The following is a 24,621-nucleotide window of genomic DNA, read 5'->3' as shown; positions in this document are numbered from 1 at the left end:
GTTCAGCCGGGCAGATGGATGGCGCCCAGTATGGCGGGACGGCGGGCACCGGTCACCGCCGGCAGGTTGCCGGCCAGGCCGTGCAGAGTCTGGTGGGCCAGCCAGGCGAAGGCCATGGCCTCCATGGCGTCCATGTCCACCCCGACGGCGTTGGTGGTATCCACCCGCCAGCCGGGCAGCAAGGCGGCCAGCCGTTCCAGCAGCAGGGGATTGTGGCCGCCGCCACCGCATACCAGCAGTTCGCCCGCCGGCCATTTTTCCGCCTCGTGGGCGATGGCGGTGACGGTGAACTCGGCCAGGGTGGCCTGCACGTCGGCCTCCGCCTCGTCGCCGGTGAGCTGCCGGTCCAACCAGCTTTCGTTGAACAGCTCCCGCCCGGTGCTCTTGGGGGCGGGCAGGGCCAGCCAGGGCTCGGCCAGCAGGGTCGTCAGCAGGGCGGGCAATACCCGGCCCTGGCGGGCCAGGGTGGCGTCCCGGTCGAAAGGCTGGCCGGTGTGGCGCTGGCACCAGAGATCCATCAGCATATTGCCGGGGCCCACGTCGTAGCCCAGCACCGGCGCATCGGGCGTCAGTACGGTGATATTGGCGATGCCGCCGATGTTCACCACCAGGCGGACCCGGTCCGTGCCGCCCAGCACCTGTCGGTGGAAGGCGGGCACCAGGGGCGCGCCCTGGCCGCCCAGAGCCATGTCTTTGCGGCGAAAGTCGTTGATGGTGGTGATGCCGGTTTCGGCCGCCAGCCGGTTGCCGTCGCCCAGTTGCAGGGAGAAGGGCAGGGGGCCGTCGGGCTGGTGCCAGATGGTCTGGCCGTGGCAGCCGATGGCGCGGATATCGGACGCTTGTCGGCCGGATTCCGCCAGCAGTTGCAGCACCACACCGGCATAGGCCCGGCCCAGTTCGGCATCGAGTTCGCCCCATTCCCGGGCAGTAACGGTGCCGCCGTCGGCCAGAGCCAGCAGCCGGCCGCGCAGGCCGGGCTCGAAGGGGCTGCCGCTACGGGTCCGCAGCCGGATCCGTTCGCCGTCGGTTTCCACCAACACGGCGTCGATGCCGTCCAGGCTGGTGCCGGACATGATGCCGATGTAGTTGTCCATGGTCACCAGTTGCCGGGAAGCTCTTGTACCGGGCTTACCGGTACGTTGATCACCCCGTTTTCAAAGGGTTGCGGCTCGGGATCGGCTTCCACTACCGGGGTGGGTTCGGGCGTGGGCGGTGGGGGCGTGGGGGTGCCGCCACAGGCGGTAAGCGCCAGCACCAGGCCAAGCCACAGTGGTTTGTGCATTGCGTATTTCTCCGTGAAAGGTCACTATTTTCCACCCACAAGGTTGCCATAGACCGGCAATGGTCGCCAGCGGGGCGGCACAAATAAATGACGAGGGGAAACCATGGCCTACTGGCTGTTCAAGACCGAACCCGACACCTTTTCCATCGACGATCTGGCCCGGGCCAATACCATCTGGGAAGGGGTGCGCAACTACCAGGCGCGCAATTTCCTGCGCGATCGGGTACGGGAGGGCGACGAAGTCTTTATTTACCATTCCAGCTGCAAGCAGGTGGGCATCGCCGGTATCGGGCGGGTAGTGCGGGCCGGTTTTCCCGACCCTTTCGCCTTCGATCCCGAGAGCGCCTACTTCGACGCCAAGTCCAATCCGGACAAGCCTACCTGGTATGCGGTGGAGCTGACCTTCGAGCGCCGCCTGCCGCTGCTGCCGCTGGCGGCGCTGAAGGCCAACCCGGCCCTGAGCGAACTGGCCCTGGTGCAGAAGGGCAGCCGGCTGTCGGTGATGCCGGTTACTCCCGAGCAGTGGCGGGCGATACTGGCGATGGCGTAATCAGAGTTCGAACACCCTGGCCAGATAACGGGCCACGCCGTCTTCGTCCGAGCTCTGGGTGCGTTCGTGGCGGGGCAGGGCGTCCCGCAGCCGGGAATGGGCGTTGGCCATGACCACGCCCCGGCCGACGCCGGACAGCATTTCGTAGTCGTTCATGCCGTCGCCGAAGGCGATCACCCGCTGCAGGGGCACGCCCTTGAGGCCCATCAGCGAGGCCACCGCCGAGCCCTTGTTGACTTCGCCGTGCATCACTTCCAGGCACTGGGGCAGGGAAAAGGTGACGTTGAGTCGGTCGCCGAAGTGGGCCAGCAGCAGTTCTTCCACTTTTAGCAGCTGCTGGTGGTCGCCGACGTAGAACACTTTTTCCACTCCCTGCTTGGCGGTGGCACGCAGGTCGGTGAGCCGGTAGCGAAAGTCGCTGTCGGGGCTGAAGTCGAGCATGCCCGGCATTTCTTCCTCCACCAGCCAGTGCTCACCCCGGTACATGTTGAGGTGCACCCCGGGCAGGCGGAAGCGGCCGACCAGATCTTCCACCATCTCGGCGGGAATGGTCTGGTTGTAGATAAGCTTGTCGTTCGGGTTGTGCACCATGGCGCCGTTACTGGTGATCAGGCTGACGTTCAGCCCCAGTTTGTCGCGAATGGAGCGCACGTCCACGTAATGGCGGCCGGTGGCGACGATGAATTCGATATCCCGGGCCACCAGTTGGTGCAGCACCTCCCGGGTATAGTCGGAAACCTGGTGATGGCTGTTGAGCAGGGTGCCGTCGAGATCCGACACTATTACGTTGTACATAGGACTGTCCTGTTGGCTGAGAACGGGCTATCCGTTCAGGAATGTTGTTCGAAGAACGACAGGGCAGCTTCCAGTGCTTGCCGGCGCAGCGGGTCCTGCTCGATAAAGAGCTCGTGGGACGCGCCCTCTATTACCAGGGGGGTGTTGCCCGGGCAATGGCCCAGAGCCTGGCAGAAGGCTTGCTGCGCCTCGTTGTCGACCACCACGTCGGCGCCGGCCTGCAGGACCAGCAGCGGTATGGTGATGCGATTGGCCTTGGCAATGGCGTCGTCTCCCGCCATCAGTCCCTGCCGCAGCCATTGCAGGCTGGCCCCGCCCAGCTGCAGGGCCGGTTGTTGCCGGTACAGCTCGCGGAACAACCGGTAACGGGTTTCGCTGTGGGTCAGATCGTTGTCGGCGAAAGTCACCTCCATGTAGTCCCCCTGGCCCGGTGCATAGCAGACCGTCTTGCCCAGCCAGCGGCAGCCGGTGTCCAGCGCCGCCACCAGGGCGTCGGCCAGCCAGCGGGGCAGGGGGCCGAGGAAGATGCCCATCATGGGGGAGGAGAGCACTGCCGCCTCCAGCCGGACCCGGGTTTCCGCCAGCCAGAGGGCGGAGATGGTGCCGCCCATGGAATGGGCCAGCAGATAGAGGTGCTGCGGCTGCTCCGGCAGCACCTTTTGCTGCACGAACTGCTCCAGATCCTGCACATAATCGTTGAAATCACCCACGTAGCCCATCAGGGGATCGGTCAGCAGTCGCGGCGCCAGGCCCTGACCCCGGTGATCGTAGAGGTAGACGTTGTAACCATTGCCGAACAGATCACGCGCCAACTCCTGGTATTTGAGGTAGGCCTCGGTACGACCGTTGACCAGGATCACCGCCTTGCCGTGTTCCCCCTTCACCAGCTTGGCGAAGGGCAGGCGCAGGCCGTCGCCGGTGATGAAGTGGCCCTCGACCGCGTGCGTGCGCCAGAAAGCCTGCAGACCATCCAGGCCCAACTGGTTCAGCTCGGCTTCGGTGGTCAGGTTTGGCGTGGCGGCGGTGGCGACATTCATAAACAGGCAGATCCCGAGCAAGAGCAGGCGAGCGGGCATACAGGCTCCGAGGCGGTACATTGATGGTAAAAGGTGCACCGCAGTGTACCGCCAAAACCCGGGAGATAAAATGTCGTTATTTTATCAAGCCGCCGGGTTAGTTGCGCTGGCGATAGACCTTGAGCACGTTGGGGGTGACCCGGATCTTGCGCATGATGTTGGCCAGGTGGATACGACTCTTGGTGGTGATCAGCAGCTCCACCACGTAGACCCGGCCGTCCTTCTCTTCGGTGCTGATGCTGTGGATATTGGCGCCGGTGGCGGCGATCACGTTGGCCAGTTCGGCCAGGGCCCCCTGGTGGTTGATGATCTCGATACCGATTTCGGTCTTGAATTCGAAGTCGAAATCCTGCTCCAGATCCCACTGTACCGGCAGGTACTTGTCCGGCTCCTTGCTGTAGCCGCGGATGTTCCTGCACGATTCCAGGTGCACCACCAGGCCCTTGCCCGGGCTGATGTGGGCGACGATGGGATCGCCGGGAATGGGGCGACAGCAGTTGGCGAAGTTGAGCAGCATGTCGTCGGCGCCGCGGATTGGCATCTTCTTCACCGTCTTGTTGCGCTCGGCGGGGATCTCGTCCAGCTTGCCCAGCAACCGGCGTGCCACCACCACGCTCATGGCATTGCCCAGGCCGATGTCGGCCAGCAGATTGTTGAGGGAGCCGTGCTTGGTGTCCTTCAGCACCTGCTCGACGCGCTCGGCCGGAATGTCTTCCAGGTTCTTGGCGCCCAGGGCGTGGTTGAGCAGCCGCTTGCCCAGCAACACCGACTCTTCGGTGCGCAGGTTCTTGAGAAACTGCCGGATCTTGGTGCGGGCGCGGGAAGTCACCACGAAGTTGAGCCAGGCCGCGTTGGGACGGGCGCTGGGGGCGGTGATGATCTCCACCGTCTGGCCCGAGTGCAGTGGCTGGCTGAGCGGGAAAGGCTGGCGGTCAACCCGGGCGCCCACGCAGGCGTGGCCGATATCGGTGTGCACCGCGTAGGCGAAGTCGACCGGGGTGGCGCCGGAGGGCAGCTCCAGGATCCGTCCTTCTGGGGTGAACACGTAGATCTCGTCGGGGAACAGGTCGGTCTTGACCCCTTCGATAAACTCGAAGGAGGAGCCGGCGCTCTGCTGCAGCTCCAGCAGGCTCTGCATCCAGCGCTGGGCCCGGACCTGGGCGGTGGTACCGGAACTTTCGCCGTCCTGCTTATAGGCCCAGTGGGCCGCTACTCCCTTGTCGGCCATCTGATCCATGTATTCGGTGCGGATCTGCACTTCCACCGGCACCCCGTGCGGCCCCACCAGGGAGGTGTGCAGCGACTGGTAGCCGTTGGTTTTGGGAATGGCGATGTAATCCTTGAAGCGGCCGGGACGGGGTTTGTACAGGGTGTGCATCTGGCCCAGCACCCGATAACAGGTGTCGATGTCCTTCACGATCACGCGAAAGGCGTAGATGTCCATCACCTCATGGAACTGCAGCTCCTTCTTCACCATCTTGTTGTAGATGGAGAACAGGTTCTTCTCCCGGCCCCGGACCGAGGCCTCGATGCGGGTGTCTTCCAGGCGGCCGCTGATTTCTTCCAGGATGGACTGGATGATCTCGCGCCGGTTGCCCCGGGCCCGGCGTACCGACTCGCGCAGTACCCGGGTACGCATGGGGTAGAGCGCTTCCAGGCCCAGCTCTTCCAGCTCGTTCTTGATGCTGTGAATGCCGAGACGGTTGGCGATGGGGGCGTATATTTCCAGGGTTTCCCGGGCGATGCGGCGGCGCTTGTCGGGGCGCAGGGCGCCCAGGGTGCGCATGTTGTGGGTGCGGTCGGCCAGCTTGATCAGGATGACCCTGATGTCCTGGGTCATGGCCAGAACCATCTTGCGGAAGTTTTCGGTCTGGGCTTCCTTGCGATCGCGGAACTTGAGCTTGTCGAGCTTGGACACCCCTTCGACCAGGTCGGCAACCGGCTTGCCGAACTGCTGTTCGAGCAGTTCCTTGGTGACCGGGGTATCCTCGATCACGTCGTGGAGCAGGGCGGCCATCAGGGTTTCGTGATCCAGATGCATCTCGCCGAGGATACGGGCCACCGCCACCGGGTGGGTGATGTAGGGTTCGCCGCTGGAGCGGGTCTGGCCCTGGTGGGCATCACGGGCCACTACATAGGCGGCCTTCAACTGCTCTACCTGCTCAGCCGGCAGATAGCTGGTGGCAAGCTCCTTGAGTGATTCAAACAGATACAATCTATACCCCGACAGTCAACGCCGTTTACACATAATTCAGAGGTGAGGCCCGCTCAGGCCGGGAACGGGCCCGCCGGCGCGGGCCTGAGGGCAAGGCCGATGCTTAGCTGCGGCCTTCGGCGATGGCGGCCACGGCGGCCAGCTCGGCGGCTTCCATTTCCTGCTGTTCCTGGCGATCCTGCACGTCCATTACCGCATGGTTGACCAGGCCTTCCTCGATTTCACGCAGGGCAACCACGGTGGGTTTATCGTTTTCTTCATCGACCAGCGGCTCTTTGCCCTGGGTGGCCAGTTGGCGGGCGCGACGGGCGGCGACCAGAACCAGATCAAAGCGGTTGCCTACCTGCTCAACAGCATCTTCAACAGTAACGCGTGCCATAATGGACTCCAATGATTAAAAAAGGTGCAAAATTCTAATGGATCTTAGCTTATTCCGCCAGTAGCCGGGAAAGCAAGTCCTGGTAACGGACCGTCTGCTTGCCGGTATTGGCGCGTTCGGCTTCGATAATGGCGCTGAGCTGGTTCAACGCATGTTCGAAGGTGTCGTTGACCAGCAGGTAATCGTATTCGCTGTAATGGGACATTTCCGACACCGCCTTGTCCATGCGGCCCTTGATCACTTCGGCGCTGTCCTGCTGGCGGGCATTGAGCCGGCGCTCCAGCTCTTCCCGGCTGGGCGGCAGAATGAAGATGGACTTGGCGCTGGGCGACTGTTCCCGGATTTGGCGGGCGCCCTGCCAGTCGATGTCCAGCAGGATGTCTATGCCCTGGGCCAGTTGGGCATCGATCCACTCGCGGGAAGTGCCGTAGCAGTTGTTGAACACCTCGGCCCATTCGTAGAAGGCGCCCCTGTCGATCAGGGCCTTGAACTGGGCTTTGTCCACGAAATGGTAATGCACACCATCTTCCTCGCCGGGGCGCATGGGCCGGGTGGTGTGGGAGACCGAAACCTGCAGCCGGCCGTCGGCACTGGGGCGTTCGAGCAGGGCCCGGATCAGGCTGGATTTGCCCGCGCCGCTGGGGGAGGAAATGATAAACAAGGTACCGCTGTGCGCCATAGTATCGAGCCCGTTCGAGGTTGTCTGCCAGCGCCGGTCATGGCGGCTGGAACCAGGGGCGGCAAAGCTTACCAGAAGCCGGCGCATAAAAAAATGGCCGTTGTGAACACAACGGCCAATCAAAAGTAACTATAGCTTGCTGCGGAAGTGCCCTCCACGCAGATTTCATTATGATCAGGTGGCTGCTTCGGCTCTATCAGTTTTTACCTGCCAGAAACATCGTAAAAACCGAGTTATTATGCGTTTGAGGGCTGCACCGATACGGCCCCATCGCCCTGTCGGACCGTTATTGTTCGCCGGCGTCTTCCGGCCGGACCACGCTTATCTGGTGCTGCTCCTTGGTCCACTTGCCCTGAGGCTTGTCGATGTACTGGAAGTATTCGTTGGTGAAGCTGCCCTGGCTGCAGGTATGGCGGTAGAAGGTGGTCGGCACCTGGCGGTGGTCCAGCACCTGGTTGAACACCCCGGGCCCGGTCATGTTATAGACCCCTTCTATGGTGTTTTCCCGGATGTTTTCCTGCACCTGGGCGATCAGCCGGTCCAGATTGGGGTTGTCCGGCCGGCTTGCGATAAAGTAGTTGGTGAGCTCGTTGTCCTGACGGATGATATAGAGCTCTTCGTGCTCCGGCCTGATGACAAAGCCGAGCGGCCACACCGCATGGGCGTCGATATCCAGGTAGGCGCCGCCGTGTTTCTGCAGCACCAGCAGCCGCCAGAAATCCGCCTGGGCCGCCCCTATCTGCAGCCGGGAATAGCTGTTGAACACCTCCGCCGGATAATTCGCCCTGATAAAGTCGGCCCGTGCCTCGGTGATCATAAAACGGTACTCGAAGGTGGGCGAGATCAGCCGGTTGAACAGGTAGTTGAGGTAGACCGGCAGGGTGACCCTGTTGGTGAAGTTGGTCTGCCAGATGATGCGGGGAATCGGCCTTGATCGGCCCTTCAGCAGGGCGCCGGAGTATTCCGGCAGGGTGAAGCGCTTGTCGGGAAAAAGGGCATGGAAGCCGTAGCTCAGCACCTTGGTGATGTTGGCGAGCAGCTTGATGATACGGCTGGTCAGCAGGATATGGGCCTTCACGGAGACTCCTTGGGTGAATCGTCGAGCGGGCCCATGCTAGCACGGCTGGCCGGTGCCGACGACAGCGGCGCTACGAGTTTGCGCTTTTCCCTTCTATCCGGCAATGAGTACCGTATCGGCCCCGGTGTTGAACCAGTACGGCTCTCAGGGTCTGCACCACCCCATTCTCAACTGAACTGCCGCGCCCGAGTTTTATCGGAAATAAAAAGCCCTTGTAACACAAGGGCCGGATTGCACAGATGAATGAGGAACGGTGAAACATCACTCGATATTCTGGATCTGCTCCCGCATCTGCTCGATAAGCACCTTCAGCTCCACCGCCGAGGTGGTGATGTCGGCGTTGATCGACTTGGAGCCCAGGGTGTTGGACTCGCGGTTGAACTCCTGCATCATAAAGTCCAGCCGCCGGCCGCAGGCGCCGCCTTTCTTGAGGATCTTGCGGGTTTCGCCGATGTGGGTGGCGAGACGGTCGAGTTCTTCGGCCACGTCCACCTTCTGGGCCAGTAGCACCATTTCCTGCTCCAGCCGTTGCGGGTCCAGCTCCAGCCGGGCTTCTTCGAAGCGTTCCTGCAGGCGCTGGCGTTGCCAGGCCAGCACGTCGGGCATATGGGTTTTCACCTTGGCCACTTCTTGCTCTATGCCGGTAAGCCGCTGTTCGATCAGTTCTTTCAGCTTGCCGCCTTCGCTGGCCCGGGCGGCGAGGAAGTCGTCGATGACCTTATCCAGGCAGGCGAGCAGGGCGTTGCTGAGGGCATCCATATCCTGGGCCTGGGCTTCCATCACCCCGGGCCAACGCAGTATGTCCACCGGGTTCATGCTGCCGTGGCCGGCCTTTTCCATCACCCAGGTAGCGCCTTCGATCAGCTGCTCGGCCAGGGCCTTGTTCATCTGCAACTGGCCCTGGTTGGCCAGGTTGGACTCGAAGCGCAGGCCGCATTCCACCTTGCCCCGTTGCAGCCGGGCGCGCAGTTTTTCCCGCACCATGGGCTCCAGGCCGCGGAACTGTTCGGGCAGGCGGGTGTAGGTCTCCAGGTAGCGCTGGTTGACCGAGCGGATTTCCCAGACGGCGGTGCCCCAGTCGTGCTTGAATTCCTGACGGGCGTAGGCGGTCATGCTGTGGATCATGGGGTTCTCATCTTGTAATTGGGCGTCATACCCAGAGTGTGACACAGGGTGGGGCCGGCGCCAATGGCGGACGGCATGCAATGGCCGGCCGCTTTCTTTATAATGGCGGCGTTTCGCCCGTCGGGCGATGCCGGTTTTTTATCCCCATTGGAGAGTCTCATGTCAACACGAGCCAGCGGTCGCGCGGCCGATCAAATTCGACCGGTCACCATTACCACCAATTATACCCGTCACGCGGAAGGCTCTGTGCTGGTGGAATTCGGCCATACCAAGGTGCTCTGCACCGCCACCGTGGAAACCGGGGTGCCCCGCTTCCTGAAAGGCAAGGGGCAGGGCTGGGTGACGGCGGAATACGGCATGTTGCCCCGCTCCACCCACAGCCGGATGCATCGTGAGGCGGCGAGGGGCAAGCAGGGTGGTCGTACCATGGAAATCCAGCGGTTGATCGCCCGCTCCCTGCGGGCGGCGGTGGACCTCAAGGCCCTGGGCGAGCATACCATCACCGTGGACTGCGACGTGATCCAGGCCGACGGCGGCACCCGCACCGCCTCCATCACCGGGGCCTGTGTGGCCCTGGCCAACGCCCTGCAATGGATGCAGGAAAAGGGCATGATCGCCGCCAACCCCCTCAAAACCCTGGTGGCGGCCATTTCGGTGGGCATCGTCGATGGCCGGGCGATCAGCGATCTGGAGTATACCGAAGATTCGGCGGCGGAAACCGACATGAACGTGGTGATGACCGCCGAGGGCAAGATGATAGAGGTGCAGGGCACGGCGGAAGGAGAACCCTTCAGCCACGAAGAGCTGCTGGCCATGCTGGCCCTGGCCCACAAGAGCATCGACGAGCTGGTGGAGCACCAGCGCCGGGCCATTGCCGGCCTGTAACACGAGCGGAGATAAGGAAAAGATGAAAGCTTACCAGCGTGAGTTTATCGAGTTCGCCATGAGCAAGTCCGTGCTCAAGTTCGGCGAGTTTACCCTGAAGTCCGGGCGCAAGAGCCCCTACTTCTTCAATGCGGGTCTGTTCAGCAGCGGCCGGGATCTGGCCCGGCTGGGCCGTTTCTACGCCGCCGCCCTGGTGGATGCGGGCGCGGAGTTCGACGTGCTGTTCGGCCCGGCCTACAAGGGCATTCCCATCGCCAGCGCTACCGCGGTGCAGTTGGCCGAGGTACACGACCTGGATGTACCCTATTGCTTCAACCGCAAGGAAGCCAAGGATCATGGCGAGGGTGGCAATCTGGTGGGGAGCCCGCTTGCCGGGCGCATCATGCTGGTGGATGACGTGATCACCGCCGGCACCGCCATCCGCGAGTCCATGGACATCATCCAGGCCAACGGCGCCACCCTGGCGGGGGTGTTGATCGCCCTGGACCGCCAGGAAAAGGGCAAGGGCGAGCTGTCCGCCATCCAGGAAGTGGAACGGGACTACCAGGCCCGAGTCACCGCCATCATTACCCTGACGGATCTGATTGAATTCCTGGGTGAAAAGCCGGACATGGCCGAGCACCTGGAGCGGGTCAGGGCCTACCGGGAACAATACGGAATCTAATAAAAAAGCCGCTGAAAAGCGGCTTTTTTGTGGCCGATGGCGTTGGTTTACGCCACATCCTGCCTTAACAGGCTCGCCTCTTTCTTGTAAAGGTGCACATCCATCTGCGGGAAGGGGATGCCGATGCCGTTGGCGTCCAGCTCGTTCTTGATCTTTTCCAGCAGATCGAAGCGGACCGTCCAGTAGTCCTCGGCCTGTACCCAGGGGCGGACGATAAAGTCGACGGAAGAGGCGCCCAGGTTGTTCACCGCGACGCGACACTCGGGCTCTTTCAGGATGCGCGGATCCTCGTTGACGATGCGAGTCAGTACTTCCTTGGTTTTCTTCAGGTCGGCGCTGTAGGCGACGCCGATCACCAGGTCGACACGACGGGTTTTTTCCCTGGAATAGTTGATGATATTGTCGTTGAGGATCTTGGAGTTGGGCACCACTATCATGCGGTTGTCCGTAGTCAGCAGTATGGTGGTGAAGATCTGTACCGAGTGTACCGTGCCGGCGGTGCCAGCCGCCTCCACGTAGTCACCGGCCTTGAAGAAGCGGAAGCCGATCAGCAGAACCCCGGCGGCGAAGTTGGACAGGGAGCCCTGCAGCGCCAGGCCCACGGCCAGACCGGCGGCACCGACGATGGCCACGAAGGAAGCGGTTTGAACCCCGACCCGGCTCATGGCGGCGATGATCACGAAGGCGAGCAGGCCATACTTGATTAGGCTGGTGACGAAGTCGGAGATGGTGTTGTCTACCTTGCGCGCCTTCATCACCTTGTTCATGCCGCCGGTCAGCATGCCGACCGCCATGAAGCCGATGACCAGGGTCAGCAGGGCGGCGGCGATATTCACCGAATACTCGATGAGCAGCCCCTGGTTGTTGACGATCCAGCTCTGGGCTTCGTTCAGCATGTCGGTATTGAGCAGTTCTGTATCCATAATCGTGTCTCTCAGTCGTTATTGTTTGCTTTGGTCACGCCCTTGCCGGTGAGGGTGTCGGCAAGGGCGGGGATGAAATGACGACGGGCGTCAGGCGGCCACGACCAGCTGCTGATGCAGCAATTGCCAGTGGCTGTCGAAGTTGTGCGTGGGTTTGAGCCTGAACTGGCTGCGCACGTACTGGTTGATACGGCCTTCCGCATAGGCCAGCAGCAGGTTGGCCAGCACCACTTCGTTTTCGGCGAAGCCTTCCCCTTCGTACAGACGGCGTTCGCGCATCACCTGCTTGAGCTGGGTTTCCAGCCGGTCGAACAGCTGGTTGATACGCACCAGCAGCCGTTCGTGCTCACCTTGCAGGGCATCGCCGTTGAGCAGGCGGGTGATGCCGGGGTTGCGTTCGCAAAAGCCCAGCACCAACTGCAGTATGTAGCGCAGGCGCAGGGAGCTGTCCTTCTCATCCTGAAGAATAAGATTGATCCGGGAAAACAGGGTTTCCTCGATAAAGTCGATCAATCCCTCAAACATCCGGGCCTTGCTCGGAAAGTGGCGGTAAAGCGCCGCTTCCGACACGCCCACCGCCGCCGCCAGCTTGGCGGTGGTGATCCGCTGGCCCGGGCTGGTCTCCAGCATATGGGCCAGGGCCTGCAGGATTTGTTCACGACGGTTTTTCTTGTTCTGGGTATTGGCCATAGGCGCACTCAACTTGGTTAGTGGCGACCGGAAGAGCCGAAACCGCCTTCTCCCCGCTCGCTTTGGTCAAACTCGTCAACTACCGTAAATTGGGCCTGCACCACGGGCAGGATCACCAACTGGGCGATGCGTTCCCCCGGTTGTACGGTGAAATGATCCCTTCCACGGTTCCAGCAGGATACCATTAACTGGCCCTGGTAGTCAGAGTCAATCAGGCCAACCAGGTTGCCCAGTACGATGCCGTGCTTATGGCCCAGGCCGGAGCGGGGCAGTATGGTGGCGCACAGGCCGGGATCCCGGATATGGATGGCGAGGCCGGTGGGGATCAGGGTGGTGTCCCCCGGGGCCAGCTCCAGGGGAGCGTCCAGGCAGGCGCGCAGGTCCAGCCCGGCGGAGCCCGGTGTGGCATAGGCCGGCAGCGGGAATTCATGGCCCACGCGGGGGTCGAGGATCTTCAGTTCAATGGCGTTCATGGTATCGGTCTGCAATCAGAGTCATAAGGTGCCTGGCGAGCAGGGTCTTGCCGGCCAGGGGTAAATCGGTCCGGCCTTGCGGCCAGAACACGGTGAGGGCGTTGTCGTCGCTGTTAAAGCCTTGCCCGGCCTTGGCCACATCGTTGGCCGCTATCATGTCCAGCCCCTTGCGGCTGAGCTTGTCCCGGGCGTATTTTTCCACATCCCGGGTTTCCGCCGCAAATCCCACGGTAAAGGGTTTGTTGGGCAGGGCGGCTACCTCGGCCACGATATCGGGGTTTTTGGTCAGTTCGATGACCAGGGTGTCGCTGGCGGTTTTCTTGATTTTCTGCTCGGCGACGGTTTTGGGAGCGTAGTCGGCCACGGCGGCACAGGCGATGAAAATCTGCTGCTCCGCAATGTGCTCCATCACCGCCTGGTGCATCTGGCGGGCGCTTTCCACGTCGATGCGGGTCACCCCGGCCGGGGTGGGCAGGCCGACGGGGCCGCTTACCAGGGCTACCTCGGCGCCCAGCTCCGCCGCCGCCGCCGCCAGGGCGAAACCCATCTTGCCGGAACTGTGGTTGGAGATGAAACGCACCGGATCCAGTGCCTCGCGGGTGGGGCCGGCGGTGAGCATCAGCCTGACGCCCGCCAGGGGCTGCGCCCTGGGTGCGAAATGACGTTCTACCTCGGCTACCAGCTCCATCGGTTCCAGCATCCGGCCCGGTCCCACGTCGCCGCAGGCCTGCTCGCCCCGGGCGGGACCCCAGACTGGCAGGCCCCGGGCCGCCAGCGTAGCCAGGTTGGCCTGGGTGGCGGCGTGGCGGTACATCTGTTGGTTCATGGCCGGGGCCACCGCCACCACGGCCGGGGTGGCCAGGCAGAGGGTGGTGAGCAGGTCATCGGCCAGGCCGGCGGCCAATCGGGCCAGGGTGTTGGCGCTGGCGGGGGCGATCAGCAGCAACTCGGCCCAGCGGGCCAGTTCGATATGGCCCATGCCGGCTTCGGCGGCCGGGTCCAGCAGGGAGTCGGACACCGGCTCTGCCGAGACCGCCTGCAGGGTGAGCGGGGTGATAAAGGCCTTGGCGGATTCGGTCATCACCACCCGGACCTCGGCGCCCCGCTCCTTGAGGCGGCGCACCAGCTCGGCACTCTTGTAGGCCGCGATACCACCGGTAATGCCGATAACAATGCGTTTTCCCGTTAATGACATGGCTGCTTTCCCAAACTGGACAGGCCGCAAGATTACCACAAACGGGTGAATTGTGGGGGCCGGGCGGGGGGCTGGACTAGGCTTTAACGGTTGGGTGGGAGGGGCATGATGAGCATCAAGGACTGGCCGGAGGGAGAGCGCCCCCGGGAAAAACTGCTGAGCCGGGGGCCTGCCAGCCTGTCGGATGCGGAGTTGCTGGCGATTTTCCTGCGTACCGGCGCCAAGGGCATGGACGCGGTGACCCTGGCACGTACCCTGCTGACCCAGTTCGGCTCCCTGCGCCAGCTGCTGCTGGCGGATCAGCACCGTTTCTGCGAAGGGCCCGGCTTGGGGCTGGCCAAATTCGTGCAGTTACAGGCCAGCCTGGAGCTGATGCGCCGCTTTCTCGACGAAAAGCTGGTGCGCGAGCACGCGCTCACCAGTCCTGAGCTGACTCGGCAGTACCTGCAGGCGCAACTGCGGGATCAGCCGCGGGAAGTGTTTGCGTTGCTGCTGCTCGACAATCAGCACCGGGTGATCCGCTTCCATGAGTTGTTCTTCGGCACCCTGGATGCGGCGGCGGTGTACCCGCGGGAAATCGTGGGCCAGGTACTGAAACTGGGTGCCGCCGCGGTCATTTTGGTGCATAATCATCCATCCGGAGTGGCCGAGCCCAGCCGGGCGGATCGCATGATCACCGAACGTATTCAGGCCGCCCTGGGGCTGCTGGATGTCCGGGTGCTGGATCATCTGGTGGTTGGTGATGGTGAAACCGTATCCTTTGCCGAGCGTGGCTGGCTTTAGTGCCGGACGCTCGGCTTTTAGTTGATCTCGAGCGCGGTATGCTGTATAAATTGCCGCCTTATTTTGCCCCGATAGACGGCCAACGGGGTGATTAATTGCTCGAGCAAAAGTAAGTTTTGGAGAAGACTGACATGTCTAAAGTATGCCAAGTAACTGGTAAGCGGCCAGCTGTTGGTAACAACCGCTCTCACGCCAACAACGCCACCAAGCGTCGCTTCCTGCCCAACCTGCAGACTCACCGTTTCTGGGTTGAAAGCGAGAAGCGTTTTGTAAAACTGCGCATCACCACCAAGGGTATGCGTATTATCGACAAAAAAGGTATCGACAGTGTCCTGGCTGACCTGCGTGCCCGTGGCGAAAAGGTTTAAGGAGATAACCCATGGCTAAAGGTATTCGCGAGAAGATCCGCCTGAACTCCAGCGCTGGTACTGGTCACTTCTACACCACTACCAAAAACAAGCGCAACATGCCCGAGAAAATGGAGATCAAAAAGTTTGATCCCGTGATCCGCCAGCATGTGATCTACAAAGAAGGCAAAATCAAGTAAGATTTTGTTCTTCCAAAAAACCCGGCCCCGGCCGGGTTTTTTTATGGCCGTTACCTTGGCTATACTGCCGCCTCACTACCACAGGAGTGCGAGATGCCGGAGTTACCAGAAGTCGAAGTCAGTCGTTTGGGCATTACCCCCTTCATGTTGGGGGAATCGGTGATGCGGGTGGTGGTGCGCAACCCCAGCCTGCGCTGGCCGGTGCCGGCAGAAATCCAGGAACTGGTCGGACTCACCATCGTCGGTATTCGACGTCGGGCCAAGTACCTGCTGCTGGAAACCGACTGGGGTACCGCCATCCTGCACCTGGGTATGTCCGGCAACCTCAAGGTGCTGCCCCAGGGAACCCCGGCGGGCAAGCATGATCATGTGGATATCGAGTTGGCCAACGGCAAGCTGCTGCGGCTCAACGATCCGCGCCGTTTCGGCTGTCTGCTGTGGACCCGGGAGCCGGTGGAGCAGCACCCGCTACTGGCCAGGCTGGGGCCCGAGCCGCTCACCGAGGCGTTCGACGGCGACTACCTCTACCGGCGCAGCCGGAGTCGCAAGACCGCGATCAAGCAGTTTATCATGGACAACCATATCGTGGTGGGAGTGGGCAACATCTACGCCAACGAGTCGCTGTTCGGCGCCGGCATCAGCCCCAAACGGGAGGCGGGCAACATCAGCCGGGAGCGTTACCTGACACTGGCCGGGGAGATCAAGGCGGTGCTGGCGCGGGCCATCGGCCAGGGCGGCACCACCCTGAAAGACTTTACCGGCAGCGACGGCAAGCCCGGCTACTTCGTGCAGGAACTGCAGGTATACGGCCGGGCGGGACAGCCCTGCGTGAGCTGCGGTACCCTGCTGCGCGAGGTGCGCATGAACGGCCGCAGCACCGTGTTCTGCCCGCTCTGCCAGCGGTAACGCCTAACCCTTCAGCTCAGCTTCTTGGCCACCGCCTCGGCCACGGCGGCGGGTACGAACTGGCTGATATCGCCGCCGTGAATCGCCACTTCCTTCACCAGGGTGGAGGAGATAAAGGAATTCTCCTCCGCCGGGGTGAGGAAGACGCTTTCCAGCTCCGGCATCAGCCGCCGATTCATGTTGGCAAGCTGGAATTCGTACTCGAAGTCGGACACGGCGCGCAGGCCGCGGATCAGCACATTGGCCCGGTGGGTCTTGGCAAAGTCCACCAGCAGGCCGGAAAAGCCCACCACGGTCACGTTGCCCAGTTGTCCGGTGACTTCCTTCACCAGCTCGACCCGCTCGTCCAGGGTAAACATGGGTCGCTTGCTGGGGCTGAAGGCCACCCCCACTACCACCTCGTTGAACAGCCTGGAGGCCCGCTCTATCAGGTCCAGGTGGCCGTTGGTGATGGGATCGAAGGTGCCGGGGTAGATGACCCTGATGCTCATGGGATGTCCTTATTGGCAAACGCAGCTAAAGAGTTTGGGTTAGAATACCGCAGCACAAGAACAAGGTGGAGCACGATATGAAACGGGTACTGGTGGTACGCAACGACAAGATAGGTGACTTTATGCTGGCCTGGCCGGCCTTTGCCATGCTCAAGGCCTCGCTCGACTGTGAGATAGTCGCCCTGGTTCCTTCCTATACTCGCGAACTGGCCGAACTCTGCCCGAATATCGATCGGGTACTGCCGGATCCGGGCAAGCAGGGAGCACCTGCCGCCCAGAGTCAATTGCTGGCGCAGCTCAAGGCCGAGCGGTTCGATGCGGTCATCTGCCTGTTCTCCAACTTTCGCAACGCCAGGCTGATGTGGCAGTCCGGTATCCCCCAGCGCTGGGCGCCGGCTACCAAGCTGGCCCAGGTGCTCTACAACCACAGGGTGACCCAGCGCCGTTCCCGCTCCGCCAAGCCCGAATACGAATACAACCTGGACCTGGTGCGGGCTTTCCTGCACCACAATGGCGTGGCGCCGGTCGAGCCCGTATCGCCCTACCTGAGCTTCGAAGCCACCGAGCTGGCCAGCTTCAGGACTTCGCTGTCGGCGGCGTTGGGGCTGGCGGCCGAGCGGCCCTGGCTGCTGGTGCATGCGGGCAGCGGTGGCTCGGCCAACAACCTCTCGGCCGGCCAGTATGCACAGCTGATACAGAGGTTATGCGGCCAGTTTCCGGACGCTCAGCCGGTGCTCACCGCGGGCCCCGGGGAGGTGGCGCTGGCGGAGCAGGTCGCGGCCGAGTCCGGGGTAGGGGCCGTGGTGGCCCGGGATCTGCCCCTGCCGGCCTTCTGCCGGCTGCTGGCCTGCGGCAGCCTGTTCGTGGCCGGCAGCACCGGTCCCCTGCATATCGCCGCCGCCCTGGACGTGCCCACGGTGGGCTTTTTCCCGCTGCGTCGCTCGGCCACACCCTTGCGCTGGCGGCCCCTCAACAGCGAGGGGCGGCACCTGGCCTTTCATCCCCCCGGTGAGGCCGGGGAGCAGGTGGAGGACATGAGCAGGGTGGAAATCGGCGCCGTGGTGGCGGCGGTTACGCCCTGGGCCCGGACGTTTCTGTCCTGATCCAGAGATCGGCGTACTTCACGAAGGTGGAGTGGGCCGACAGCAGGCTGAGCAGCAGGCCCTGCCGGCCGTCCAGGAAGCCCGCCTTCAGCACATACATCTTGAGGAAGCAGCCCAGCCCGTGCAGCACCCCTTGGGCCAGGGAGCCTTTTTTGTCCCGCTCGGCCCGCTGCCGGGCCCAGGCGGCGGCGTAGCCGGCCGACTTCACCAGGTAGTGCTCCAAGTCCCGGTAAGTGTAGTGCAGCAGATCTCCCCGCAGGCGGGCGGTCTTGATACCCGGTTTGAGCTCCACCTTTTCGTGCACCAGGGCGTCGTTGTAGCCGGTAAGGGCCCTGGGATAGAGCCGCAGCACTCGATCCGGGTACCAGCCGCAATGGCGGATAAAGCGGCCGAACACCCAGGACAGGCGGGAGATGGCGTAGACGGTGTCGCCGGTGGGGCGGGCCAGCACGGCTTCTATGCTGGCCCTGAGTTCGGGGGTGACCCGCTCGTCCGCGTCCACCCATAGCACCCAGTCGGACTGCACCTTGCCCTGGGCCAGCTGCCGCTGGCGGCCGAAGCCGGGCCAGTCGGTGTTTTCGAAGAAGCGGGCACCGGCGGCCTCGGCCACTTCCCGGGTACGGTCGGTACTGCCCGAGTCCAGCACCACGATTTCGTCCACCCAGTCCAGGGTGGCCAGGCAGTCGGCCAGGTTGTCCGCCTCGTTCTTGACGATCAGGACGGCGGCAAGGGTAGGGCGCTGACTCATAAAGGCTCCTGTAACAGATTGAAATCCTGGGTGATGCGGTCGAACTGGGCCCGTACCCTTTCGATGGTGATGCGCTGCATGGCGTGCGGATCCCTGACCCGGGTGCGCCAGGGCAACTGGTCGGGGGTTTTGCCGGTTTCCGCCAGCATGGCCTCCTCGTAGACGCTGACCACATAGTCTCGGCAGCGGTAGGGGCCGGTGCGCCGGGGGTTGTGGTGGGCGTAGAGGCCGATGACGGGGGTGCCCACCAGGGTTGCCATATGGGTGGGGCCGGTATCCGGCGCCACCACCAGGCTGGCTGCTTCGATCAAGGCCAGCAGTTGCGGCAGGCTGGTTTTGCCCACCAGATTTTCGTCGATTCTGACGCTAAGATTGCAGATGTTCGCCGCCAATTCCTGCTCTATCTGGGTGGGGCTGCCGATTAGCACCACCTTCATGCCGCGTTCATGGGCATGGTCGGCGAGGGCGGCGTAGCCTTCGGCGGTCCAGTTCTTGTAGGCCTTGCTGGCGGCGGGGCAGATCAGCAGCAACGGGCGGTGGTCCCGGTGCGGCCGGGCCCAGGCCCGGGCCGCTTCCGGCAGGGGCAGGGACCAGGCCGGGGTGAGGTCGTCCAGCCCCAGCACCCGGCCGAAACCCATAAAGCCGTCCACCACATGGTCGCCGGTGGCGGCCACCCTGAGGTTGGTGAACAACCACTGGCCGTCCTTGGCCCGCTCTCGTTCGAAGCCCAGCCGGTACCCGGCCCTGACGCCCAGGCTGGCGATGCTGGCGCGCAGGGCGGCCTGCATGTGCAGCAGGGCGTCGAAGCGGCGTCCCCGCAGCTGTCGCCACAGGGCGAGATAGCCTTTCCAGCCGGCCTTCTTGTCGAAGGGGATCACCTCTACCCCGGGCAGCAGCTGCAGCAGGCCGGCTTCCACCCTGCCGGTTATCCAGGTGATGCGGGTTTGGGGCCACTGGCGCTGGATGGCCTGTACCAGGGCTATCGCGTGGCAGCAGTCGCCGATGGCGGACAAACGCAGCAAGCAAAGGGAAGAGGGGGGCGAACTGAACAGGGCCATGGGTGCACTCTCTTGGATCCGAGTCCGGCATTATGCAAAGCCCGGCGGGCCATGTAAAATCCGTGTTTTCGTCTGGGGGGTGGAAATGGAACGAATAGAGCACGGCTCTGAAATTATCTGGTACGATCCCGAATGCTTTGGTGCCTTCAAGCGGGATTACTTCGAAATCGACTACTGGCGTGAGCTGGACGCCATTCGCGGCAAGGCGGTGGGGCGCAACACCACCTGGTTCGTGGAAGACGAGGTGGGCCACAAGGTGCTGCGCCACTACTATAGAGGCGGCATGATAGGCCGGGTGATGGAAGACACCTTCCTGCACGTGGCCGAGTCCAAGAGCCGGGCCATGGCGGAATTCACCGTGCTGGCCAAGCTGCACCGCCGCGGCCTGCCGGTGCCTCGGCCCTGCGCCGCCCGCATGGTGCGTTCCAACCTGGTGTATCGGGCCGACATCATCCTTACCCGCATCGATAATGCCCGTGATCTGGTGGCTATCCTCAAGGAAAAAGCGCTGGACAAACGAGAATGGCAGGCCATTGGCAAGACCGTCCGCCAGTTCCACGACGCCGGCCTCTACCATGCGGATCTGAACAGCCATAATGTGCTGCTGGACGACAGCGGCAAGAGCTGGCTGATCGACTTCGACAAGTGCCATTTCCGCCAGCCCGGCAGCTGGACCCGGGAGAACATGGAGCGGCTGCTGCGCTCATTCCGCAAGGAGCAGGGCCTGTACTCCGGCTTTCACTGGGACGAGCAGGACTGGCAGGCGCTGCTGAGCGGTTACAGGGCGAGCTGATCCTGGATCAGGGCCTGGGTCCTGGCCAGGGCGCCCCGGTTGGCGCCGACCACCGCCAGGGCCTGGCGGCCCATGGCCCCGGCCAGCTCCGTTTCGGTAAACAATTGCTCCAGGGTGATGGTCAGTTCGTCGGCATCGGCGACGATGCGGGCGGCCCCGGCCGCCACTAACTGGCGGGTGATGTCGCCGAAATTGAAGGTGGAAGGGCCGGTCAGCACCGGCTTGCCCAGGGCAGCGGGCTCCAGCAGGTTGTGCCCACCCCGTTCGATCAGGCTGCCGCCGACAAAGGCGATGTCGGCCGCCGCCAGCATCAGCGGCAGTTCGCCCATGGTATCGCCCAGATAGACCTGGGCCTGTGGGCTGGGGTTGCCCTTGGTACGGCGGCAGAGATCGAAGCCTTGCCGCGCCACCAGCTCCGCCACCTGGTCGAAGCGCTGGGGGTGGCGGGGCACCAGCAGCAACCGGGCGTGGGGGAATTGTTGCAGTAGCCGGCGGTGGGTGGCCAATATCTGCTCGTCTTCGCCTTCATGGGTGGACGCGGCGATCCAGACCGGGCGTTGCATGCCCAGCCGTTCACGCAGCTGTCGGCCCTGCTCGATGATACTTTCGCCGTACTCGATATCGAACTTGACCGAGCCGGTGACGCTGAGCCGCTCGCGAGGCAGGCCCAGCCCGGCGAAGCGCTCGGCGTCGTCCCGGTGTTGGCAGGCGATATGATCGATATTGGCCGATAAAAGCCGGAATATACCGTGAAAACGCCGGTATCTTGCGGCCGAGCGGGCCGACAGCCGGGCATTGAGTACCAGCACCGGTAGCCGGCGTTCGCCACAGGCGTGCAGCAGGTTGGGCCAGAGCTCGGTTTCCATGATGAGCACCGCCCGTGGCCGGATTCGGCGCAGAAAGAGAGTCACCGCCCAGGGGAAATCCAGCGGCGCATAGCGGTGCTCCACCAGGGTGCCGAGTTTGGCCGCCTGATCCGCGCCGGTGCGGGTGGTGGTGGTCACCACTATGGACAGCGTTGGATGGGCGGCCTTCAGCGCCTTGATAAGAGGGGTGGCGGCCACTACTTCACCCACGCTGACCGCATGCAGCCAGAGCGGCGCCTCGGCCGAGGCGGGCGGGACTCGTCCCAGATGTTCCGGCCAGCGCCGCCCGAACCCCGGCCTGCCCCGCCTGGGCCAGTACAGGAGCCCCAGCAGCAGGGGAGCGAACAGGTGGATAAGCAGGTTGTAAAGTAAGAGAAATCCCATAGGCTGGATTAATCTTTTTTAAGCAAGTAGCTAAGGTTGAAAATATTTCTTCTGATAATATCCAGATATCTAAAATACTCTTTTCTTATCCGGGTTGTTATCGTTCTTTTCGGCTTTTTTACCCCGCCTATATCGGACAGGACGCCTCTTTGGTTGACGAGGGGTGGTTCAACGCCATAGTTGTACTGACCATTCAGGTACTCCATGTCCATATAGTCATCTACCGGCCACCACCACCTTTGGCTGGTCGACAGGAATCGTGACGCTGCCTCAGGGGTAACGATGTAGGCATGGGCGCAACTGGGGCCCCTGAGATATTTTACCAGGCGGTATTTTTCACCGATGGCCTGCTCTATCTTCCATTTTGAGAGGAACCTCAGGGAGCGCTTCGCCGTTCCCCTACCCAGCCGGATGTAGTGGTAATCGTCGAGCAGGGCGCCGCACTCATGGAGTGCCGCAGGCAGATCTTCTGAAAGTTCCACGTCATCTTCCAGTACCAGTATGTTAGCCTGTTCTTTTACGCTGAGCTCCCATACCGCCCGATGGCTTGCAAAGCAGCCTTGTTCTCCCAATGTCAGGGAGTGTCCTTTTTCGAATAGCCTTTTTTTATCATCGTATAGTGCAAGAGCCGGATCTTTGTTCTCTCTGCCGTTGACTGCATTGAAAAAGGAATAAGGCAAACCAAGCTCGGAAAGTTTTCTCGAGATGTATTCTTTTCGCTCGGTAGAAGAGGGAAGATTGATAACGACAATCTTGATTTCTTTGTTCATTACACCGTCCTGTGTCATGACAGCTCCTCCAGCTTGCTTATCACAAGTTGGGGTGGCAGTTCTTTCAAGCATTTGAGGTGCCCCAATGGACACTCCCTTTTAAAGCAGGGGCGACATTCGATATCGGTGTGAACGATGGCAACCCGCTCGGCCAGAGGGGGGGTGTACTGGGGCGAGGTGGAGCCGTAGATGCCGACCAGGGGGCGCTGCAGGGCGGCGGCGATATGCATCAGCCCGGAATCGTTGGAAACCACGGCGGTGCTAAGCGCCATCAGATCGATGGCCTGGTGCAGCGAGGTTCTGCCCGCCAGTATATGGCAGTGTTCCTGCATTCTCTGTGGCAAATGGTGTTTGATGGCTTCCGCCACCGGGATATCCTTGGCCGAGCCGAAAATCCATACCTGCCGGCCCTGTTCGATCTGGTGCCGGGCGACCTCGGCGTAGTGCTGTTCCGGCCAGCGCTTGGCCGGGCCGAACTCGGCGCCCGGGCAGAGGCTCAAGACCGGCCTTGAGGTATCCAGGTTCAACCTGGTCAGGGCCTGCCGCTGGTTGGGCAAGTCAACCTGTAGCTCGGGCCAGGGCAGTTCGGGGATGCAGTGGTTATCCTTCATCTGCTCCCTGGGGTAGCCCAGCGACACGTAGCGTTCCACCATCAGTGGGAAATCGGTCTTGTTACTGCGCAGATCGTTCAGCAGGCCGTAGCGGGACTCGCCCTTCCAGCCGGTACGTCGCTTGATGCCGGCAAACAGCGGGATCAGCGCCGATTTGAGGGAGTTGGGCTGGATAATGGCCCAGTCATAACCCTCGGCGGCCAGCCGCCTGCCCAGGCGGAAACGTTCGGCCGGCTTGAAGTCGCCATGTCCCAACGGCATGACGATGGCCCTGTCCACCTCCGGCATCCGCTCCAGCAGGGCACAGCACCAGGCCGGTGCCATCACATGCAGCTCGGCGCCGGGATACTGCCGCTTCAGGGTGATATAGAGGCTTTGGGACATCACCATGTCGCCAACCCAGGAGGGGCCTATGATCAGTATTTTCATGGAATACCTAATTTTTCTGTATGCTAAGTACACCGATATCTGCTGCTTATTTCAACACGGCGAGCATATGTTTGACTTCCTTTTCCCGGGAAAAAAGTTTTCTAGCCAAGGAAATGTTTTTTGACGCCAAATATTTTTCATCGCTAAAGTTATTCATCACTTTTCTTACCAGTTCACGCAAATGGTCAATATCCTGGTTCCTGGCAAGATGCAGATGGAACCCGAGTCGTTGGAATTCAGGAAATACAGTGTTGTTGTATGCAATGCAGATCAAGCCATTCCCTAGGGCTTCTATGAGTGCATTGGATAATCCTTCACCGTGGCTTGGGAAAAGGAAGATGGAGGCGTCATGAAATAATTGCTGAGGTTTCTGTTGAAAGTCAGTCAGTATTACCTGTTTCGCCATATTTCTGGCGGATATCTCATTCTTTATTCTGGCCAGATAATCATCATCATCTGATGAACCCACTAATTTAAGGGGGAGTCCAGTGCCTGCGACGGCGAGCAGTGCATCAAGCTGTCCTTTTCCCGCAGCTATCCTGCCAACATGTATGGCCTTTTTTACTGCAATGACCGGTGGTTCCGGTAAAAACACGGAGCTGGTATAAATGACGCCCAAGCCGGATTTTCGGGAAACTGGTATTATTTTCCGTACGTTATTTTTCAAATGTTCACTGATGCAGAGATGGTAATTTACTCGGCTGTAGAACCACCTGTGTAGAGGATCTTTTTTGCTGGTAGACATGGTAGTGCCATATCTGACAATCAGATTTATCTGTGGCATACCGACCAAGGCAAAATAGATAGACTTGAGCTCCGAAGTTCCAAGAAAAATGAGGTTTCTGACATCTCCCTGCATCAATATCTGACGAAGTTGAAATATCAGTTTAAGGCTCAATTTGGACCTGAACTCGACCTCTTGATGGGGAACTCCGGCATGTTGTGCTTGTTGAGCAACAAAACTTCCGTGTCTACATACCAGTAAAGTACGGATCCCAGCTTTGGAGAACCCCTCCGCCATTTTTACCGCGTCCAGCTCCATGCCGCCGGCAAAGTGTGACAGGCACAGTACTACCACATCATACCGGTTAGTTGTCATGTCACAATGGCCCGCCATAAGATC

29 protein-coding genes are annotated in these 24,621 nt (G+C 61.7%); 9 read left to right on the top strand and 20 right to left on the bottom strand.

What is annotated here, in order from left to right:
* Positions 1-2: 2 nt before the first annotated feature.
* Positions 3-1,094, bottom strand: coding sequence for an anhydro-N-acetylmuramic acid kinase (locus ACEVBK_RS18665; protein ID WP_375056382.1), 1,092 nt, complete (start codon positions 1,092-1,094; stop codon positions 3-5).
* A 2-nt stretch (positions 1,095-1,096) separates the two neighbouring features.
* The gene (locus ACEVBK_RS18660) at positions 1,097-1,282 is read right to left on the bottom strand and encodes a hypothetical protein (protein WP_375056381.1); all 186 of its coding nucleotides are present in this window, start codon (positions 1,280-1,282) and stop codon (positions 1,097-1,099) included.
* A gap of 103 nt (positions 1,283-1,385) precedes the next feature.
* Here ACEVBK_RS18660 and ACEVBK_RS18655 point away from each other — a divergent pair, with 103 nt between their 5' ends.
* Positions 1,386-1,832 (top strand): EVE domain-containing protein, encoded by a 447-nt coding sequence (locus tag ACEVBK_RS18655; protein ID WP_375056380.1) that lies wholly within the window; start codon positions 1,386-1,388, stop codon positions 1,830-1,832.
* Here the strand turns inward: ACEVBK_RS18655 and ACEVBK_RS18650 are convergent, their stop codons facing one another.
* The 7 genes from ACEVBK_RS18650 to ACEVBK_RS18620 form a co-directional block, all read right to left on the bottom strand.
* Positions 1,833-2,627 carry a Cof-type HAD-IIB family hydrolase gene (locus ACEVBK_RS18650; RefSeq protein WP_375056379.1) on the bottom strand — a complete coding sequence of 265 codons (795 nt, stop codon included), beginning with the start codon at positions 2,625-2,627 and terminating at the stop codon, positions 1,833-1,835. It abuts the gene before it with no gap.
* A gap of 35 nt (positions 2,628-2,662) precedes the next feature.
* Positions 2,663-3,703 carry an alpha/beta fold hydrolase gene (locus ACEVBK_RS18645; protein ID WP_375056378.1) on the bottom strand — a complete coding sequence of 347 codons (1,041 nt, stop codon included), beginning with the start codon at positions 3,701-3,703 and terminating at the stop codon, positions 2,663-2,665.
* Between the two features lie 97 nt (positions 3,704-3,800).
* Positions 3,801-5,918, bottom strand: coding sequence for a bifunctional GTP diphosphokinase/guanosine-3',5'-bis pyrophosphate 3'-pyrophosphohydrolase (gene spoT, locus ACEVBK_RS18640; protein WP_375056377.1), 2,118 nt, complete (start codon positions 5,916-5,918; stop codon positions 3,801-3,803).
* A gap of 103 nt (positions 5,919-6,021) precedes the next feature.
* Entirely contained in the window at positions 6,022-6,297 is a 276-nt protein-coding gene (gene rpoZ / locus ACEVBK_RS18635; protein ID WP_375056376.1) for a DNA-directed RNA polymerase subunit omega, read from the bottom strand.
* 49 nt (positions 6,298-6,346) lie between these two features.
* A complete protein-coding gene (gene gmk / locus ACEVBK_RS18630; RefSeq protein ID WP_375056375.1) occupies positions 6,347-6,976 on the bottom strand; it encodes a guanylate kinase in 630 nt (209 codons plus the stop codon).
* 286 nt (positions 6,977-7,262) lie between these two features.
* Positions 7,263-8,054 (bottom strand): glycosyltransferase family 32 protein, encoded by a 792-nt coding sequence (locus ACEVBK_RS18625; protein ID WP_375056374.1) that lies wholly within the window; start codon positions 8,052-8,054, stop codon positions 7,263-7,265.
* 261 nt (positions 8,055-8,315) lie between these two features.
* Positions 8,316-9,179: a YicC/YloC family endoribonuclease gene (locus tag ACEVBK_RS18620; RefSeq protein WP_375056373.1), complete on the bottom strand. Its 864-nt coding sequence runs from the start codon at positions 9,177-9,179 to the stop codon at positions 8,316-8,318.
* Between the two features lie 159 nt (positions 9,180-9,338).
* Between ACEVBK_RS18620 and rph the strand changes: the two genes are divergently transcribed.
* Together rph and pyrE are read left to right on the top strand one after the other, a co-directional pair.
* Entirely contained in the window at positions 9,339-10,064 is a 726-nt protein-coding gene (gene rph, locus ACEVBK_RS18615; RefSeq protein ID WP_375056372.1) for a ribonuclease PH, read from the top strand.
* Positions 10,065-10,086: 22 nt separating this feature from the next.
* Complete coding sequence (gene pyrE, locus ACEVBK_RS18610; RefSeq protein WP_375056371.1) at positions 10,087-10,728, top strand: orotate phosphoribosyltransferase; 642 nt, start codon at positions 10,087-10,089, stop codon at positions 10,726-10,728.
* Between the two features lie 47 nt (positions 10,729-10,775).
* On the opposite strand, the gene mscS is transcribed toward pyrE, so the two are convergent.
* The 4 genes from mscS to coaBC all read right to left on the bottom strand — a co-directional run bounded on the left by mscS (position 10,776) and on the right by coaBC (position 14,009).
* A complete protein-coding gene (mscS, locus tag ACEVBK_RS18605; RefSeq protein WP_375056370.1) occupies positions 10,776-11,651 on the bottom strand; it encodes a small-conductance mechanosensitive channel MscS in 876 nt (291 codons plus the stop codon).
* 90 nt (positions 11,652-11,741) lie between these two features.
* Positions 11,742-12,341 (bottom strand): nucleoid occlusion factor SlmA, encoded by a 600-nt coding sequence (slmA, locus tag ACEVBK_RS18600; protein WP_375056369.1) that lies wholly within the window; start codon positions 12,339-12,341, stop codon positions 11,742-11,744.
* A gap of 17 nt (positions 12,342-12,358) precedes the next feature.
* Positions 12,359-12,814, bottom strand: coding sequence for a dUTP diphosphatase (gene dut, locus ACEVBK_RS18595; RefSeq protein ID WP_375056368.1), 456 nt, complete (start codon positions 12,812-12,814; stop codon positions 12,359-12,361).
* A complete protein-coding gene (gene coaBC, locus ACEVBK_RS18590; protein WP_375056367.1) occupies positions 12,801-14,009 on the bottom strand; it encodes a bifunctional phosphopantothenoylcysteine decarboxylase/phosphopantothenate--cysteine ligase CoaBC in 1,209 nt (402 codons plus the stop codon). Before coaBC ends, dut begins: the two co-directional genes overlap by 14 nt.
* A gap of 108 nt (positions 14,010-14,117) precedes the next feature.
* On the opposite strand from coaBC, the gene radC reads away from it, so the two are divergent.
* The 4 genes from radC (at position 14,118) to mutM (ending at position 16,245) form a co-directional block, all read left to right on the top strand.
* The gene (gene radC / locus ACEVBK_RS18585) at positions 14,118-14,792 is read left to right on the top strand and encodes a DNA repair protein RadC (RefSeq protein WP_375058605.1); all 675 of its coding nucleotides are present in this window, start codon (positions 14,118-14,120) and stop codon (positions 14,790-14,792) included.
* 131 nt (positions 14,793-14,923) lie between these two features.
* The gene (gene rpmB / locus ACEVBK_RS18580) at positions 14,924-15,160 is read left to right on the top strand and encodes a 50S ribosomal protein L28 (protein WP_014291125.1); all 237 of its coding nucleotides are present in this window, start codon (positions 14,924-14,926) and stop codon (positions 15,158-15,160) included.
* 11 nt (positions 15,161-15,171) lie between these two features.
* A complete protein-coding gene (rpmG, locus tag ACEVBK_RS18575) occupies positions 15,172-15,339 on the top strand; it encodes a 50S ribosomal protein L33 (RefSeq protein ID WP_094040656.1) in 168 nt (55 codons plus the stop codon).
* A 93-nt stretch (positions 15,340-15,432) separates the two neighbouring features.
* Positions 15,433-16,245 (top strand): bifunctional DNA-formamidopyrimidine glycosylase/DNA-(apurinic or apyrimidinic site) lyase, encoded by an 813-nt coding sequence (mutM, locus tag ACEVBK_RS18570; protein WP_375056366.1) that lies wholly within the window; start codon positions 15,433-15,435, stop codon positions 16,243-16,245.
* Positions 16,246-16,256: 11 nt separating this feature from the next.
* Here mutM and coaD read toward each other — a convergent pair whose 3' ends face one another.
* Positions 16,257-16,736: a pantetheine-phosphate adenylyltransferase gene (gene coaD, locus ACEVBK_RS18565; RefSeq protein WP_375056365.1), complete on the bottom strand. Its 480-nt coding sequence runs from the start codon at positions 16,734-16,736 to the stop codon at positions 16,257-16,259.
* Positions 16,737-16,813: 77 nt separating this feature from the next.
* Here coaD and ACEVBK_RS18560 point away from each other — a divergent pair, with 77 nt between their 5' ends.
* Positions 16,814-17,839: a glycosyltransferase family 9 protein gene (locus ACEVBK_RS18560; protein WP_375056364.1), complete on the top strand. Its 1,026-nt coding sequence runs from the start codon at positions 16,814-16,816 to the stop codon at positions 17,837-17,839.
* On the opposite strand, the gene ACEVBK_RS18555 is transcribed toward ACEVBK_RS18560, so the two are convergent.
* On the bottom strand, positions 17,808-18,587 hold the full coding sequence (locus ACEVBK_RS18555) for a glycosyltransferase family 2 protein (protein WP_375056363.1): 780 nt from the start codon (positions 18,585-18,587) through the stop codon (positions 17,808-17,810). The genes ACEVBK_RS18560 and ACEVBK_RS18555 overlap by 32 nt on opposite strands.
* Positions 18,584-19,645: a glycosyltransferase family 9 protein gene (locus ACEVBK_RS18550; RefSeq protein WP_375056362.1), complete on the bottom strand. Its 1,062-nt coding sequence runs from the start codon at positions 19,643-19,645 to the stop codon at positions 18,584-18,586. The genes ACEVBK_RS18555 and ACEVBK_RS18550 overlap by 4 nt, the downstream gene beginning before the upstream one ends.
* Before the next feature lie 85 nt (positions 19,646-19,730).
* On the opposite strand from ACEVBK_RS18550, the gene ACEVBK_RS18545 reads away from it, so the two are divergent.
* On the top strand, positions 19,731-20,438 hold the full coding sequence (locus ACEVBK_RS18545) for a 3-deoxy-D-manno-octulosonic acid kinase (RefSeq protein WP_375056361.1): 708 nt from the start codon (positions 19,731-19,733) through the stop codon (positions 20,436-20,438).
* Here ACEVBK_RS18545 and waaA read toward each other — a convergent pair.
* Genes waaA through ACEVBK_RS18525 form a run of 4 tightly spaced genes read right to left on the bottom strand, consistent with a single transcriptional unit; the run spans position 20,423 to position 24,615 of the window.
* Complete coding sequence (gene waaA / locus ACEVBK_RS18540; RefSeq protein WP_375056360.1) at positions 20,423-21,688, bottom strand: lipid IV(A) 3-deoxy-D-manno-octulosonic acid transferase; 1,266 nt, start codon at positions 21,686-21,688, stop codon at positions 20,423-20,425. The genes ACEVBK_RS18545 and waaA overlap by 16 nt on opposite strands.
* 8 nt (positions 21,689-21,696) lie before the next feature.
* A complete protein-coding gene (locus ACEVBK_RS18535; protein WP_375056359.1) occupies positions 21,697-22,458 on the bottom strand; it encodes a glycosyltransferase family 25 protein in 762 nt (253 codons plus the stop codon).
* Positions 22,459-22,472: 14 nt separating this feature from the next.
* Positions 22,473-23,498, bottom strand: coding sequence for a lipopolysaccharide heptosyltransferase II (gene waaF / locus ACEVBK_RS18530; RefSeq protein WP_375056358.1), 1,026 nt, complete (start codon positions 23,496-23,498; stop codon positions 22,473-22,475).
* 46 nt (positions 23,499-23,544) lie between these two features.
* Positions 23,545-24,615 (bottom strand): glycosyltransferase family 4 protein, encoded by a 1,071-nt coding sequence (locus ACEVBK_RS18525; RefSeq protein ID WP_375056357.1) that lies wholly within the window; start codon positions 24,613-24,615, stop codon positions 23,545-23,547.
* Between the last annotated feature and the right edge of the window lie 6 nt (positions 24,616-24,621).

The sequence above is a fragment of the Zobellella sp. DQSA1 genome (assembly GCF_041950555.1).
Lineage (GTDB): Bacteria > Pseudomonadota > Gammaproteobacteria > Enterobacterales > Aeromonadaceae > Oceanimonas.
The sequence above is the reverse complement of the archived record's forward strand: the minus strand, read 5'-3'. Positions and strand labels throughout refer to the sequence as shown.

What these genes read in the sequence shown, in the direction of transcription:
- rph (WP_375056372.1), top strand. Translation starts at nt 9,339, where the DNA reads ATGTCAACACGAGCCAGCGGTCGCGCGGCCGATCAAATTCGACCGGTC.
- ACEVBK_RS18545 (WP_375056361.1), top strand. Translation starts at nt 19,731, where the DNA reads ATGGAACGAATAGAGCACGGCTCTGAAATTATCTGGTACGATCCCGAA.
- ACEVBK_RS18620 (WP_375056373.1), bottom strand. Translation starts at nt 9,179, where the DNA reads ATGATCCACAGCATGACCGCCTACGCCCGTCAGGAATTCAAGCACGAC.
- ACEVBK_RS18665 (WP_375056382.1), bottom strand. Translation starts at nt 1,094, where the DNA reads ATGGACAACTACATCGGCATCATGTCCGGCACCAGCCTGGACGGCATC.
- ACEVBK_RS18645 (WP_375056378.1), bottom strand. Translation starts at nt 3,703, where the DNA reads ATGCCCGCTCGCCTGCTCTTGCTCGGGATCTGCCTGTTTATGAATGTC.
- pyrE (WP_375056371.1), top strand. Translation starts at nt 10,087, where the DNA reads ATGAAAGCTTACCAGCGTGAGTTTATCGAGTTCGCCATGAGCAAGTCC.
- rpmB (WP_014291125.1), top strand. Translation starts at nt 14,924, where the DNA reads ATGTCTAAAGTATGCCAAGTAACTGGTAAGCGGCCAGCTGTTGGTAAC.
- coaBC (WP_375056367.1), bottom strand. Translation starts at nt 14,009, where the DNA reads ATGTCATTAACGGGAAAACGCATTGTTATCGGCATTACCGGTGGTATC.
- ACEVBK_RS18555 (WP_375056363.1), bottom strand. Translation starts at nt 18,587, where the DNA reads ATGAGTCAGCGCCCTACCCTTGCCGCCGTCCTGATCGTCAAGAACGAG.
- mscS (WP_375056370.1), bottom strand. Translation starts at nt 11,651, where the DNA reads ATGGATACAGAACTGCTCAATACCGACATGCTGAACGAAGCCCAGAGC.
- coaD (WP_375056365.1), bottom strand. Translation starts at nt 16,736, where the DNA reads ATGAGCATCAGGGTCATCTACCCCGGCACCTTCGATCCCATCACCAAC.
- ACEVBK_RS18650 (WP_375056379.1), bottom strand. Translation starts at nt 2,627, where the DNA reads ATGTACAACGTAATAGTGTCGGATCTCGACGGCACCCTGCTCAACAGC.
- radC (WP_375058605.1), top strand. Translation starts at nt 14,118, where the DNA reads ATGAGCATCAAGGACTGGCCGGAGGGAGAGCGCCCCCGGGAAAAACTG.
- ACEVBK_RS18660 (WP_375056381.1), bottom strand. Translation starts at nt 1,282, where the DNA reads ATGCACAAACCACTGTGGCTTGGCCTGGTGCTGGCGCTTACCGCCTGT.
- rpmG (WP_094040656.1), top strand. Translation starts at nt 15,172, where the DNA reads ATGGCTAAAGGTATTCGCGAGAAGATCCGCCTGAACTCCAGCGCTGGT.
- waaA (WP_375056360.1), bottom strand. Translation starts at nt 21,688, where the DNA reads ATGGGATTTCTCTTACTTTACAACCTGCTTATCCACCTGTTCGCTCCC.
- waaF (WP_375056358.1), bottom strand. Translation starts at nt 23,498, where the DNA reads ATGAAAATACTGATCATAGGCCCCTCCTGGGTTGGCGACATGGTGATG.
- ACEVBK_RS18655 (WP_375056380.1), top strand. Translation starts at nt 1,386, where the DNA reads ATGGCCTACTGGCTGTTCAAGACCGAACCCGACACCTTTTCCATCGAC.
- dut (WP_375056368.1), bottom strand. Translation starts at nt 12,814, where the DNA reads ATGAACGCCATTGAACTGAAGATCCTCGACCCCCGCGTGGGCCATGAA.
- slmA (WP_375056369.1), bottom strand. Translation starts at nt 12,341, where the DNA reads ATGGCCAATACCCAGAACAAGAAAAACCGTCGTGAACAAATCCTGCAG.
- mutM (WP_375056366.1), top strand. Translation starts at nt 15,433, where the DNA reads ATGCCGGAGTTACCAGAAGTCGAAGTCAGTCGTTTGGGCATTACCCCC.
- ACEVBK_RS18550 (WP_375056362.1), bottom strand. Translation starts at nt 19,645, where the DNA reads ATGGCCCTGTTCAGTTCGCCCCCCTCTTCCCTTTGCTTGCTGCGTTTG.
- ACEVBK_RS18560 (WP_375056364.1), top strand. Translation starts at nt 16,814, where the DNA reads ATGAAACGGGTACTGGTGGTACGCAACGACAAGATAGGTGACTTTATG.
- ACEVBK_RS18525 (WP_375056357.1), bottom strand. Translation starts at nt 24,615, where the DNA reads ATGGCGGGCCATTGTGACATGACAACTAACCGGTATGATGTGGTAGTA.
- ACEVBK_RS18535 (WP_375056359.1), bottom strand. Translation starts at nt 22,458, where the DNA reads ATGAACAAAGAAATCAAGATTGTCGTTATCAATCTTCCCTCTTCTACC.
- gmk (WP_375056375.1), bottom strand. Translation starts at nt 6,976, where the DNA reads ATGGCGCACAGCGGTACCTTGTTTATCATTTCCTCCCCCAGCGGCGCG.
- rpoZ (WP_375056376.1), bottom strand. Translation starts at nt 6,297, where the DNA reads ATGGCACGCGTTACTGTTGAAGATGCTGTTGAGCAGGTAGGCAACCGC.